Genomic DNA, 12,424 nt, shown 5'->3' on the forward strand with positions numbered 1-12,424 from the left:
TCAAAAGCATGTGTTGGGCAACAGGAACGTGGCGGGCTGGGGAAAAGGGCTATCTATCGCATTGATGGGATTGGACGTTCGAGAAAATCGCGCAACCGGGATGGATCGATCTCCGGCTGCCGTCCCGATTGTGGGGTACCGGGCTGCGGTGTAGCATCGCGAAAAAATGGCAACAGGACGGGAGGACGCCATGTGCCATCTCTTCGCGCATCAGCCCCAAGGCGACTACGAATCCCAGACCCGCTCGTTGCGGATCGGTGGGCATTGCACCTCGATCCGGCTGGAAATGGCATTCTGGGACACGCTGGAGGAGATCGCGGCCAAGGAGAACATGAGCGTCGGCAAGTTCCTGACGACGCTCTACACCGAGGTGCTCGACCATCACGGCGAGGTCAACAATTTCGCTTCGTTGCTGCGCTGCTCCTGCCTGATCTACCGCTCCAAGACGGCAGCGCCGGTGCAGGCGTTCAAGACGACGGTTGCGCCCATCCTCGATGCAGCGGAATAGCCCTGATGTCGTCCTGGCGAAGGCCAGGACCCATACCGCGGAATCCATCAGCGATGGGCGGTATGAGTCCCGAACAACAAGCCTTCGCCGAACTCCTTCCCGGGGCAATGGGTCCTGGCTTTCGCCAGGACGACGAACGAGATTGGATCAAATTTCCTTCTTCTGCATCGCACCCGCAATGTAATCCGCCTGCCGGATCGCCAGCGAGACGATGGTCAGCGTCGGATTGCAGGCTGCGCCGCTGGTGAACTGGCTGCCGTCGGAGACGAACAGGTTCTTGACGTCGTGGCTTTGCCCGAACTTGTTGACCACACCATCCCTGGGCTTCTCGCTCATCCGGTTGGTGCCGAGATTGTGCGTGCTCGGATAGGGCGGTGTCGGATAGCTCACGGTGGCGCCGACGGCGTCGTAGACCGCAGCGCCCTGCTTGTAGGCGTGCGCGCGCATCGCGAGATCGTTGGGATGATCGTCGAAGTGCACGCTTGCGACCGGCTGGCCGAACTTGTCCTTCACGACAGGATCGAGCGTGATGCGGTTGGTTTCCTGCGCCATGTCCTCGCCGACCAGCCACATCCCGGCCATCCTGGGATAACCGTCGAGCGCGGCGGTGAACGGACGTCCCCAGGCGCCGGGGTTGAGGAACGCCGCCATGAAGGGCAGTCCGAGCGACAGCGTCTCCATCTCGTAGCCGCCGACGAAGCCGCGCTTCGGATTGTTGGCGGCCTCGTCGCGGATGATGCCGGCCATGGTGGTGCCGCGATACATGTGCACCGACTTCTCGAACACGGCATAGACGCTACCGGTCATGTGGCGCATGTAATTGCGGCCGACCTGACCGCTTGAGTTGCCGAGGCCGTCGGGGAACATCGTGGATGCGCTGTTCAACAGCAGCCGTGGGCTTTCAATCGAATTGCCGGCGACCGCAACGATGCGTGCCTTCTGGCGCTGCATTGCACCGCTCTCGTCGGCGTAAACCACGCCGGTGACTTTGCCGGCGGCATCGTGCTCGATCTTGACCGCCATGCTGGCGGGGCGAACCTCGAGATTGCCGGTCGCCTCGCCCTTGGGTATCTCGGTGTAGAGCGTCGACCATTTCGCGCCGGACTTGCAGCCCTGGAAGCAGAAGCCGATCTGCTGACAGGCGCCGCGTCCGTCGCGCGGCTGGCTGTTGATCGCCATGTTGCCGGTGTGCACCGTCTTGTAGCCGAGCTTCTTTGCGCCGGCCTCCATCACTCTGAAGTTATTGTTGCCGGGAAGTCCGGGAATGCCGTTGGTGCGGGTCACGCCCATCTTGTTCTCGGCCTTGGCGTACCACGGCTCCATCTCCGCGAGCGTGACCGGCCAGTCCAGCAGGTTGGCGCCGGGAATGTTGCCGTAGGTGCTCTTCACCTTGAACTCGTGCTCGTCGAACCGCAGCGACGCGCCAGCCCAGTGTGTGGTCGAGCCGCCGACCGCCTTGACGATCCAGGCGGGAAGACCCGAGAAGTCTTTTGCGACGCGCCATGATCCCGATGTGGTGCGCGCATCGGTCCAGGCGAGCTGCGAGAAACTCTCCCACTCGTCATTGACGAAGTCCTGATTCTCGATGCGGGGACCTGCTTCGAGAATCACGACCTTGACGCCCTTCTGTGCGAGCTCGTTACCCAGCGTGCCGCCGCCGGCACCGGAGCCGACGATCACCACAACGCTGGAGTCGTTCAGATCGAATTTTGCCATATGCGTTCTCCTGAACCGTTGGGTGAGCCTTAAGCCTTCGGCAGCCAGTCGATGTCGGCGAAGCCGCGGTTGATGTAGCCGCCGTGTTCGGCGGAGGAGCCCTCGTAGCCGAACCGCGGCCAGACCTCTTTCTGGTTGTAGAGAGAGACGACGAGGTCGCCGCGCACCTTCTGGAAGAAGTCGCTCTGCTCGATCTCCTTCAAAAGCACCACGCGGTCGGCTTCCCAGGGCACTTCGACATAGGGCGCCTTGTGGCGATCACGCGCGTTCTGATCGAGCCTGGTGATGCCGTCGCTGATTAGCGCCTTGACGGCGGGGTCCTTGGCGGCCTTTCCGTCCCACGGCTTGATCGCGGTGATGTAGTAGCTGTCGCCGAGGACGTCGTGTGGATAGATATCGCGCGCGACTTTCAGCAGCGTCTTCATCGTCGCGGGCGAAAGCGCGCTTGCCTCGTCGGCCCAGGCGCCCTCGATGCTGACGGCGACGCTGGTCGCGACTGCCGCGACCGGCACGGCGGCCGCGGCGCCCTTGAGAAAGATGCGGCGGCTGTGCCTGCTTCGACGATCGACTTCTCTCATGGCATTCCTCCTTTTATGATTTTGATTTTGTGGTTCGATCAGTTGAAACGTCCGCCGCGCTGGATCACCTCGATCTTGTAGCCGTCGGGATCGCTGACGAAGAAGAAGCGCGCCAGCGTTTTGCCGTCGTGCTTGAAGTCGCGCAGCGGACCCGGTGCGAGCTTCTCACGCTCGAAGCGGGCATGTTCGGCATCGAGATCCTCGACCACCACGGCGAGATGTCCGTAGCCGTCGCCGAGCGCATACGACTCCTTGCGATCGAAATTGACCGTCAGCTCCAACTCGAAGGGTGAGGAGGGGTGACGCAGATAGATCAGGGCAAAGTCTGCGAACTTCAGACGGTCGGTGACTTCCAGGCCAAAGGCCCGTCTGTAGAAGTCGAGCGAGCGCGCCTCGTCGAGTGCGCGGATCATGGAATGGACCGGCTTTGCCACTCAGTTCTGCTCCTTAAGAAAGGCGATGATGGCGGCGCGCGTCTCCGGCTTCGCCTGCCGGTAGACCATGACCACGCCGGGAATCACGGCTTGCGGATTGGTCAGCCATGCGTCGAGCTTCGTCTCGTCCCAGGCGAAGGCTGCTTTTGCGAGGGGCTCTGAATAGTGAAAGCCTTCGACCTTGCCGGCGGGCCGCCCGACGATCCCGACCAGCGGCGGACCCTGCCGCACCGGTTCTGACAGGTTCGTGGTGTGGCACACCGCGCATTGCTGCTTGAACAGTGTTGCGCCATCCGGCGGCTTTGCAGCCGGCAAGGGCATCTGCGCCTCGGCCACCCGCACCACCAGCACCACCGCGGTGCACAATCCCAGCACGATCGCGCGCATCGTCAAAAGTCCGCCCGTCGACGTCAATTCAGCGTGCGCAAACTCTAGGCGCGGCAAAACATGCGGTGGTAGTAGCGGGCTGTTTCGCTGCGTGCGGAGGTGCACGCGGGTGCGTTGTTCCGCGCTGCCGTATATGCGGAGGACAATTCCGCGAAACCGCCGTCAAATCCCTAAACGATCACCACACGAGACAGGTTGCATTGCGGTCGCGCCGTTCGAGCTCGTAACGCGATGGACTGGTTCGGCTCAGACGGACGGCGCATCAAGCCGCCGAACCGATCATCGCGAAAATCCAGGAGAAATGGATGAAGTTGGTGAAGACCTCCGCAATCGCATGCGCCGTCTCGGCTCTCATTGTGACACCGGTTCTCGCGCAAGGTACGTCGTCTGGCGCGAGGCCTAGCGGCGCCGTGCAAAGCAAACCCATGCAAGGCAGCACAATGGGCAGCGGCGACGAGGAGATGAGCGCCCAGCCGGGCGCGGCGGGCGAGACGACGGGCATGAAGCCGACGAAGGGCACCAGGGGCACGGTTGGCACCACGGGCAGTGCTGCACACAAAGGGACCGCCGACGATTCCGCGACGGGCGGTGCAGCCACGGGCAAGCGCTACTAGCCAATGGAGTGAGACGGCAGAACTCCGGTCGCCCTGCGGCCGGAGTTCTTTTGCAGTCTCTGCTAGTCGTCGAAACCGCGCCCGCGCTTCGACTTGATGTCGCTGCGGTGTTTCTTGCCCTCGAGCCGGCGCTGCTTGGAGCCAAAGGTCGGCTTTGTCGCGCGCCGCGGCTTCGGCCGGATCATGGCTTCGCCGAGCATCTCCGTAAGGCGGTCGATGGCGTCCTGGCGGTTGCGCTCCTGGGTGCGGAAGCGTTGGGCCTGGATCACGATGACGCCGTCCTTGGTCATGCGCTGCCCTGCGAGCCGGGCGAGGCGCAACGCGGCATCCTCCGGAAGCGTCAGCTTCCGGGTGTCGAAGCGCAATTGCGCCGAGGTCGCGACCTTGTTGACGTTCTGCCCGCCCGGGCCGGAGGCGCGGACAAAGCCGATCTCGATGTCGTCCTCGTCGATGACAAGATCGCGGGATATCCGCAGCATGGTGGCACCATTCGTGATGCCCGGACATATCCCGGACGCCCAAGTTCGGCAATGGCGCCCCCAAATGCAAATGGCCGGGCGAGCCCGGCCATTTCAGAAGGGTATGGAAGACGTCAGTTCGACTTCGTCGCCGGTGCGGCTGCCGGTTGCGCCGCGGCCTGCGGAGCGCGGCCGACGACGACGGTCAGGAGGCCCTGGCCCCAGAGGCGCTTTGCGGCCGCCTTGGCGTCGTCCATGGTGACCGCATCCACGACGGCGTTGCGCTTCTCGATATAGTCGATCGGCAGCTTGTCCTGCTGATATTGCAGCAGCGCCTGCGCGAGCTTCGAGGAGGTGTCGAGCGCCAGCATCTGCGAGCCCTTGAGGTAGGATTTGGCCTCGTCGAGCTCCTTCTGCGTCGGGCCTTCCTCGGCGATCCGGCGCACCTCCTTGTCGATGGCATCGATGGTGTCGCCGGCACGGTCGGCGCGGGTGCCGGTATTGCCGATGAAAACCGCCGAATGCTCCATCCAAAGCAGTGATTCGAACACCGAATAGGCGAGCCCGCGCTTCTCGCGCACCTCGCGATAGAGCCGCGAGGACAACCCGCCGCCGCCGAGGATGTGGTTGACGACATAGGCCGCCATGAAGTTCGGATCGCTGCGCTTCACCCCGGGACCGCCGAAGGTGATCACGGTCTGGGGCACGTCGAGCGTCACGAAGGCGCGTTGCGGCGGCTTGGCGGCCTCGACGTCGGGGACGGGCACGAGATTGGCCTTGGCCGGCAGGCTACCAAATGTGTGGTCGAGCAGCTTGCCGAGCGTATCGGGATCCACGTCGCCAACCACCGCGATCTTGAGCGTGTCCTTGGCGAGCACGCGGCCGACATAATCCTTCATGTCGGCAACCGTAATGGTCGGAACGCTGTCGAGGTTGCCGTTGGACTGCCGACTGTAGGGATGATCGCCAAAGGCAACCTCCAGGAATTTGCGGCTCGCGAGCGAGGTCGGGTTGGTTGTCTCGCGGCGCAGGCCCGAGATCACCTGCGAGCGAATGCGTTCGACGTCGGCAGTTTCGAAATGCGGCGAGGTCAGCGCGCTCCGCAGCAGGTCGAAGGCCTCGTCCTTGTTGTCGCGCAGCATGCGCAGGCTGCCGCGGAACGTGTCGCGGGTGGCGCTGAAAGAGAGCTCGATGGCACGGCGATCGAGCCGCTCATGGAAGGTCTTGGAATCGAGATCGCCGGAGCCTTCGTCGAGGAGATCGCCGACCAGATTGGCGACGCCCGATTTGTCCTTGGGATCCTGGGCCGAACCGCCGGCAAAGGAATATTCCATGGCGATCAGCGGCACGGTCGCATCCTGCACGAACCAGGCCTCGATGCCGCCCGGCGAGGTCAAATGCTGGATCTTCGCCGCCGCCTGTGACGGCGAGACGGTAGCGAGCGCGAGTGCCGCGCCGGTGGCAAAGGAGAATGCAACGCGTCGAAGGAAGGGATAGGTCACGAACGCTTCTCCTCGCGCTTGGTGGTCGCGGTGTCTTTGATCAGATAGCCCGTCACCGAGCGCTTCTTCTCGAGCCATTTCTGCGCGACGGTGCGGACCTGCTCGGCGGTGACGGCGCGGATGCGATCTGGCCAGCTCCGGATGTCCTCGATCGACAGGCCCGTGGTCAGTGCGCCGCCATACCAGCGCGCCAGCACCGCCTGGTTGTCCTGGGCGTAGATCGCCTCGGCGATGAGCTGGGTCTTGACGCGCTCGAGATCCTCGGCGCGGATCGGATTCTGCGCGATGTCGGCAATGACGCCGTCGACCACCTGCTCGACCTCGGCGAAGCTGACCCCGGATTTGGGCGAAGCCGAGATCGCGAACTGGGTCGGGTCGAGCGAGATGCTCGAATAGCTGGCGCTGGCGGAGACCGCGAGCGGCTTGTCCACCACGAGCGCGCGGTAGAGATAGGAATTGCTGCCGCTGCCCATCAGCTGCGCCAGCACGTCGAGGGCCGCGCTTTCGCCGGCCGCAGCCGTGGTCGCCGAGGGCACTAGGTAATAGCGTCGCAGGCCGGGTTGCTCGACGCGCGGATCGGCCAGGGTCACGGTGCGCGGCGCCGCGGGTTCCGGCTCCTGCGGGCGGACGCGGCGCGCCGGGATCGCGGGCTGCGCCGGGATGGCGCCGAAATTGCGCTCGACCAGCGGGCGGATGTCGGCGGGCTCGACGTCGCCGGCGATCACCAGGATCGCGTTGTTCGGCGCATAGAAGCGGCGGTAGAAGGCGAGCGCATCCTCGCGATCGAGCTTCTCGATCTCCTGGTGCCAGCCGATCACCGGCCGGCCGTAGGGATGGTTGAGATAGAGCGCGGCCATGATCTGCTCGTTCAGCCGCGCGTCCGGATTGTTGGCGACGCGCATGTTGTATTCTTCGAGCACGACGTCACGCTCGGGCAACACGTTCTCGTCCTTGAGGATCAGGCCGGTCATGCGGTCGGCCTCGAATTCCATCATGGTCGGCAACTGCTCGCGCGGCACGCGCTGGTAGTAGTTGGTGTAGTCGACCGAAGTCGAGGCGTTCTCGTTGCCGCCGACGCGGAGCACGGTCTGGGAGAATTCGCCGACCGCATGCTTCGATGTGCCCTTGAACATCAGGTGCTCGAGGAAGTGCGCGAGCCCGGACTTGCCGGGCGTCTCGTCCGCCGAGCCGACCTTGTACCAGATCATTTCCGTGACGACGGGCGTGCGGTGGTCGGGAATCACCACGACCTGCATGCCGTTTCCAAGCGTGAAGCTGGCGGGCGGAGCCGATGTCACCGTGGTCTGCGCAAGGGATGCGCCGGCCGTGAGGACACTCGTCGAAAGCAGCGCGGCAAGGAGGCGGGCAGCCGATCGGTAAGAGGACATCATGATCCTTATGAAAGGCCGAGCCCGGATGTCCGGCTCGGAGGCACGGCATGGTACACCGTGCGGCAAACGCTTCGCGTCACGAAGCAGAGAACTCAACTCGGGCGCAAGTTACTGATCAGCAATTAAAGACCGCGTCCGGCGCGCACGAGCCGCCGGCGCGGGACCGCGTCTGTCGCGATATCGCGAAGGGACAGGAGCGCTATTGTTCCTTGTCCTTGCCGGACATGATGTCGAAATAGGTCCGCCGGGTCTTGTCCTCTCCGGCGCCATAGGCATAGCTCGGTGACGGTGTCTGGTAGCCCGGCGGCGGCTCGACCAGCGACTGGCGCGGCGGCTCGGTCGTGAATTGCTTGGCCTCGCCTTTGTTGTTCGACATCATGCCCCACAGACCGCCGGAGAAACCGAGCTGGGCCGGGCTGAGCGACGGATTGCCGTTGGTGCCCGGCTGAATAGGATCATTGCTCGTGCGCTCGGGTGCGGCTGTCCTGCCGACCTCCATCTCGGCGGGCGACAACGCCCGGCCTGCCTGCCAGCTCTCCGTGGCCTTGACGGCCTTCTTCCGCTGCGCGATGGCCTCCTTGCGGCGTCTCTCGTCAGGGTCCTTCGGCCAGTTCGGCGCGTTCTTGGCTTCAACGCCGGCGGGCGGCGGCAGGTCGAGCTTGGGCGGCACCACCAGCGGCGACCGCTCGCGGTATTCGATACCCTTCTTCTCCATGCTCTTGGCGCCGATGCCCGACATCAGATTGTCGATGAGCTTCTCTTCGAAGGTCATGTCGTCGTCGTCCTCGCCGTCGTCACCGGCGCGAGCGACGCCAGCCGACATGACGAGACCGATGCCGAGCGCGACAGCGGACAATTTCAACGCCCGCCAGAACCCCTGCCGGGGGTCTTCAACCATCGAACCGCTGGTCTTCGAGCTGCGCATCACTGTACCTGTTCCAAAATGTGGCAGTTTGCCGCTCTCGCGCGGCATAATCCCTCGCAAAAGCAAGGTTCCGCCTGCCGGTCCGTATCGGCCGGGATCAGGGCGCTTTTGCGGCGGGTACCCCCAGGAAGGAATCATACAATAGCGCCGCCACGCCAGCAACGATGGCCACGTCCGCGAGGTTGAACACGTACCAATTATAGGTATTTTCGCCGATATTGATGTGAAACAGGGCGAAATCGACCACCGCGCCATAGGCGAGGCGATCGATCCCATTGCCGATGGCGCCGCCAATGATCAGGCCAAGCGCGATGGTTGCCAGCAGGGTGTGCGAGCGGGCCATCCAGATCGCCAGCGCAACCACCGCGACGACCTTCACGGCCATCAGCGCCATTTGCGCCGCCTGACCGTCGTTCTGGAGCCAGCCGAAGCTGATGCCGATGTTCCAGGCCAGCACCAGGTCGAAGAACGGGGTCACCTCGACCGCGCCGCGACGGGCGAGGTCGAACACGTTCAGCAGCCAGAGCTTTGAAGCCTGGTCGGCCACGAGCGTGAGCAGGGCCGCGAGGATGCCGGCGCGGAGCGGGGTCATGGGCAGTCGGCCACAACACGCTCCGTCGTCGTCCTGGCGAAAGCCAGGACCCATAGTCCGAGGCGGTCGTTGTTTGAAAGACTTGCGGTCATCAGCCTTCGTCGCAATTGGCGGCCGTGGAATGGGTCCTGGCTTTCGCCAGGACGACGGTGAGACCTAGATGCTGACCCCCAGCGCCTTCCATTCGCGCAGCGCCTTGGCGTCGCGCGGGGTGACGTCGGGATATTCGGGGTCTTCACCCACCGTCGGCGAAATCTTCCAGGAACGGGCGCATTTGGTGCCGACCGCCTTCTCCACCACGACAGCGACGCCTGGAACGGCATCGAGACGGAATGCGGAAGCCGGCACCTCGCCCTCGCGCACCTCGTAGTTCGAGGTGATGCAGATCTCGGCGAGATCGGTGTCGAACAGCGTCGCAAGCATGTCGCGGTCGGCGACATAGATGACCGGTGATGCCTCCAGCGACGAGCCGATGTTCTTGGCGGCGCGTTCGAGCTCCAGCGCACCGGTGACGACGCGGCGGACATTGCGGATCGCTTCCCACTTCGCGGCGAGCTTGTCGTCGCGCAGGCTTTCGAGGTCGTCGGGAAACTGCGTCAGGTGCACCGAGGGCTCGGCGTCGGGCCTGTACATCCGCCAGGCCTCCTCCGCGGTGAAGCTGAGGATAGGCGCCAGCCATTTCAGGATCGAGCTGCACAACAGGTCGATCGTGGTCAGCGCCGCCTTGCGCGTCGGCGAGGACGGCGGATCGCAATACAGCGTGTCCTTGCGGATGTCGAAATAGAACGCGGAGAGCTCACTGTTCAGGAACGCGGACAAGGTTGCGACCACGGTCTTGTAGTCGAACTCCTGATAGGCTTTGCGGACGACGGCAGCACGGACCGCGAGCTCGTGCAGCATCAGCCGTTCGAGTTCGGGCATGTCGGCGGGCGCGACTGCGTCGGCCGGCTTGTAGTGATCCAGCGTTCCCAGCATCCAGCGTACGGTGTTGCGCAGCTTGCGATAGGTCTCGATGGTGTTCTTCAGGATCTCCGGGCCGATGCGCTGGTCGTCGGCATAGTCGGTGGCGCAGACCCAGAGGCGCAGGATATCCGCGCCCGAATCCTTGATCACCTTCTGAGGCTCGACGGTGTTGCCGATCGACTTCGACATCTTGCGGCCGTTCTCGTCGAGCGTGAAGCCGTGGGTGAGCACGATGTCGTAGGGCGCGCGGCCGCGCGTGCCGGCGCTCTCCAGCAGCGACGAATGAAACCAGCCGCGATGCTGGTCGCTGCCTTCGAGATACATCACGGTGTCGTCGCCGCCGTCGACCTTGCGAACGATGTTGCCGAGCTGCGGGAAGTTCTGGCGATCCTCGAGCACGAAGGCATGTGTGGAGCCGGAATCGAACCAGACGTCGCAGATGTCGTCGATCTTCTTCCAGTCTTCCTTCGCGCGGGATCCAAGGAAGCGCTCGCGGGCGCCTTCCATGTACCAGGCGTCGGCGCCTTCCTCCATGAAGGCCTCGGTGATGCGCTGGTTGACGATCTCGTCCTGCAGGATCTCGGCCGAGCCGTCGCTGTTCTCGCGCACGAAAACGGCGATGGGAACGCCCCAGGCGCGCTGGCGCGAGATCACCCAGTCCGGACGGTTGGCGATCATGCCGTTGATGCGGTTCTCACCTGACGGCGGCACCCATTGCGTGACCGAGATAGCATGCAGCGCGCGAGCCCGCAGCGTATCGCCCTTCCTGGCGTGGCCATCTTCGCTGATGTCCTTGTCCATCGCGATGAACCATTGCGGCGTGTTGCGGAAGATCACCGGCTTCTTCGATCGCCAGGAATGCGGGTACTGGTGCTTGAGGCGGCCGCGCGCGAGCAGCTTGCCGGCCTCGACCAACGCCTTGATCACGGCTTCATTGGCATCGCCCTTCTCGCCCTTGTCGTTGAGCACGCGCTTGCCGGTGAAGCCGGGGGCCTGCGCGGTATAGGCGCCGTTCTCGTCGACAGTGTAGGGGGTCGCGGTCGAGATGCCGCGCTCATCGAGCTCGCGGGTATTGGCCATCCAGACGTCGAAATCCTCGCGGCCGTGGCTCGGCGCGGTGTGCACGAAACCGGTGCCGGTATCGTCGGTGACATGCTCGCCGGCGAGCAGCGGCACGATAAACGCGTAACCGCCATCGAGGCCGCGCAAGGGATGGGCGCACTCCACGGCGTCCAGCGTATCGCCGGGAATGTCGCGCAGCTTCTCATAGGCCGTGACGCGCGCCTGCTTGAACACCTCTGCTGCAAGCGCATCGGCCAGGATCAGGAGATCGCCGGTCTTCGCCCAATTGTCCGCGGCCGCATCCGTCACCTTGTAGAGGCCGTAGGCGATCTTCGGTGAGAACGAGATCGCGCGATTGCCGGGCAGCGTCCAGGGCGTGGTGGTCCAGATCACGACCGATGCATTGGCGAGCGCACCATGTGCCGGGGACGTGACGGGAAACTTCACCCATACCATGTCGGATGTGTAGTCCTCGTACTCGACCTCGGCCTCGGCGAGGGCGGTCTTCTCGACCACGCTCCACATCACCGGCTTGGAGCCGCGATACAGCGTGCCGTTGGCGGCGAACTTCATCAGCTCGCGGGCGATCTGCGCTTCGGCGGGATAGCTCATCGTCTGATAGGGATGATCCCAGTCGCCGATGATGCCGAGCCGCTTGAATTCCTCGCGCTGCACGTTGATCCAGTGTGTCGCATAGGCGCGGCATTCCTTGCGGAACGCCACCATCGCAGCGGAGTCGCGGAAGTCGGGCTTCTGCTTGCCCTTGGAACGGTAGTTCTCTTCCTCGATCTTCCATTCGATCGGCAGGCCGTGGCAGTCCCAACCGGGCACGTAGTTGGAGTCGAAGCCGAGCATCTGCTGGCTCTTGGTCACGACGTCCTTGAGGATCTTGTTCAGCGCGTGCCCGATATGGATGTTGCCATTGGCGTAGGGCGGGCCGTCATGCAGCACGAATTTGGCGCGGCCCTGGGCTTCCTGGCGGAGCTTGTCGTAAAGGCCGATGTCGTTCCAGTATTTCAGCAGCTCCGGCTCGCGCTGCGGCAGGCCGGCCCGCATCGGGAATTCGGTCTGCGGCAGGAACAGGGTTTTCGAATAGTCTTTGGCTTCGGATTTTTGGGACTTTTGTGGCTTGTCGGACATGAGGCTGACTGGCTCGGAAGGGCGCGGGAACGGATGGCGATGCGGAATCGCGGGTGAAACGACGACATCCCGGTCTTGCGCCGAGCCGAAGGCTCAGGCGGAAGCCGGGCCGCTAATCCCTATGATGCGCCGCGCAAACATGGGCTCTCCATAG

General features: G+C 63.9%; 12 protein-coding genes. 2 read left to right on the forward strand and 10 right to left on the reverse strand.

Features of this window, described 5'->3' with window-relative positions:
- The first annotated feature begins 190 nt into the window (after nucleotides 1–190).
- A complete protein-coding gene (locus IVB07_RS05330) occupies nucleotides 191–508 on the forward strand; it encodes a ribbon-helix-helix domain-containing protein (protein WP_018453472.1) in 318 nt (105 codons plus the stop codon).
- 147 nt (nucleotides 509–655) lie between these two features.
- On the opposite strand, the gene IVB07_RS05335 is transcribed toward IVB07_RS05330, so the two are convergent.
- Genes IVB07_RS05335 through IVB07_RS05350 form a run of 4 tightly spaced genes read right to left on the reverse strand, consistent with a single transcriptional unit; the run spans nucleotide 656 to nucleotide 3,623 of the window.
- Nucleotides 656–2,224, reverse strand: coding sequence for a GMC family oxidoreductase (locus IVB07_RS05335; protein ID WP_085350087.1), 1,569 nt, complete (start codon nucleotides 2,222–2,224; stop codon nucleotides 656–658).
- A 29-nt stretch (nucleotides 2,225–2,253) separates the two neighbouring features.
- Nucleotides 2,254–2,802: a hypothetical protein gene (locus IVB07_RS05340; RefSeq protein ID WP_018453474.1), complete on the reverse strand. Its 549-nt coding sequence runs from the start codon at nucleotides 2,800–2,802 to the stop codon at nucleotides 2,254–2,256.
- A gap of 38 nt (nucleotides 2,803–2,840) precedes the next feature.
- The gene (locus tag IVB07_RS05345) at nucleotides 2,841–3,236 is read right to left on the reverse strand and encodes a VOC family protein (protein ID WP_018453475.1); all 396 of its coding nucleotides are present in this window, start codon (nucleotides 3,234–3,236) and stop codon (nucleotides 2,841–2,843) included.
- The gene (locus IVB07_RS05350; RefSeq protein ID WP_018453476.1) at nucleotides 3,237–3,623 is read right to left on the reverse strand and encodes a c-type cytochrome; all 387 of its coding nucleotides are present in this window, start codon (nucleotides 3,621–3,623) and stop codon (nucleotides 3,237–3,239) included.
- Between the two features lie 425 nt (nucleotides 3,624–4,048).
- On the opposite strand from IVB07_RS05350, the gene IVB07_RS05355 reads away from it, so the two are divergent.
- Nucleotides 4,049–4,237 (forward strand): hypothetical protein, encoded by a 189-nt coding sequence (locus tag IVB07_RS05355; protein ID WP_240544164.1) that lies wholly within the window; start codon nucleotides 4,049–4,051, stop codon nucleotides 4,235–4,237.
- Between the two features lie 62 nt (nucleotides 4,238–4,299).
- On the opposite strand, the gene arfB is transcribed toward IVB07_RS05355, so the two are convergent.
- The 6 genes from arfB to ileS form a co-directional block, all read right to left on the reverse strand.
- Nucleotides 4,300–4,716, reverse strand: coding sequence for an alternative ribosome rescue aminoacyl-tRNA hydrolase ArfB (gene arfB / locus IVB07_RS05360; RefSeq protein WP_018453479.1), 417 nt, complete (start codon nucleotides 4,714–4,716; stop codon nucleotides 4,300–4,302).
- 113 nt (nucleotides 4,717–4,829) lie between these two features.
- Nucleotides 4,830–6,197, reverse strand: a complete 1,368-nt coding sequence (locus IVB07_RS05365) for a pitrilysin family protein (RefSeq protein ID WP_018453480.1) — start codon at nucleotides 6,195–6,197, stop codon at nucleotides 4,830–4,832.
- Entirely contained in the window at nucleotides 6,194–7,588 is a 1,395-nt protein-coding gene (locus IVB07_RS05370) for a pitrilysin family protein (RefSeq protein WP_018453481.1), read from the reverse strand. The genes IVB07_RS05365 and IVB07_RS05370 overlap by 4 nt, the downstream gene beginning before the upstream one ends.
- A 199-nt stretch (nucleotides 7,589–7,787) precedes the next feature.
- Nucleotides 7,788–8,513, reverse strand: coding sequence for a hypothetical protein (locus tag IVB07_RS05375; RefSeq protein ID WP_018453482.1), 726 nt, complete (start codon nucleotides 8,511–8,513; stop codon nucleotides 7,788–7,790).
- A 97-nt stretch (nucleotides 8,514–8,610) separates the two neighbouring features.
- The gene (lspA, locus tag IVB07_RS05380; protein ID WP_026232539.1) at nucleotides 8,611–9,105 is read right to left on the reverse strand and encodes a signal peptidase II; all 495 of its coding nucleotides are present in this window, start codon (nucleotides 9,103–9,105) and stop codon (nucleotides 8,611–8,613) included.
- Nucleotides 9,106–9,261: 156 nt separating this feature from the next.
- A complete protein-coding gene (ileS, locus tag IVB07_RS05385) occupies nucleotides 9,262–12,270 on the reverse strand; it encodes an isoleucine--tRNA ligase (RefSeq protein WP_247299163.1) in 3,009 nt (1,002 codons plus the stop codon).
- Nucleotides 12,271–12,424: the final 154 nt, after the last annotated feature.

Source organism: Bradyrhizobium sp. 172 (genome assembly GCF_023101065.1).
In the GTDB taxonomy this organism is placed as follows: domain Bacteria; phylum Pseudomonadota; class Alphaproteobacteria; order Rhizobiales; family Xanthobacteraceae; genus Bradyrhizobium; species Bradyrhizobium canariense_D.

Excerpts from the sequence above, each read along its gene's own strand:
- IVB07_RS05330 (WP_018453472.1), top strand. The coding sequence starts at position 191 with ATGTGCCATCTCTTCGCGCATCAGCCCCAAGGCGACTACGAATCCCAG.
- IVB07_RS05335 (WP_085350087.1), bottom strand. The coding sequence starts at position 2,224 with ATGGCAAAATTCGATCTGAACGACTCCAGCGTTGTGGTGATCGTCGGC.
- IVB07_RS05340 (WP_018453474.1), bottom strand. The coding sequence starts at position 2,802 with ATGAGAGAAGTCGATCGTCGAAGCAGGCACAGCCGCCGCATCTTTCTC.
- IVB07_RS05350 (WP_018453476.1), bottom strand. The coding sequence starts at position 3,623 with ATGCGCGCGATCGTGCTGGGATTGTGCACCGCGGTGGTGCTGGTGGTG.
- IVB07_RS05355 (WP_240544164.1), top strand. The coding sequence starts at position 4,049 with ATGCAAGGCAGCACAATGGGCAGCGGCGACGAGGAGATGAGCGCCCAG.
- arfB (WP_018453479.1), bottom strand. The coding sequence starts at position 4,716 with ATGCTGCGGATATCCCGCGATCTTGTCATCGACGAGGACGACATCGAG.
- IVB07_RS05370 (WP_018453481.1), bottom strand. The coding sequence starts at position 7,588 with ATGATGTCCTCTTACCGATCGGCTGCCCGCCTCCTTGCCGCGCTGCTT.
- IVB07_RS05375 (WP_018453482.1), bottom strand. The coding sequence starts at position 8,513 with ATGCGCAGCTCGAAGACCAGCGGTTCGATGGTTGAAGACCCCCGGCAG.
- lspA (WP_026232539.1), bottom strand. The coding sequence starts at position 9,105 with ATGACCCCGCTCCGCGCCGGCATCCTCGCGGCCCTGCTCACGCTCGTG.
- ileS (WP_247299163.1), bottom strand. The coding sequence starts at position 12,270 with ATGTCCGACAAGCCACAAAAGTCCCAAAAATCCGAAGCCAAAGACTAT.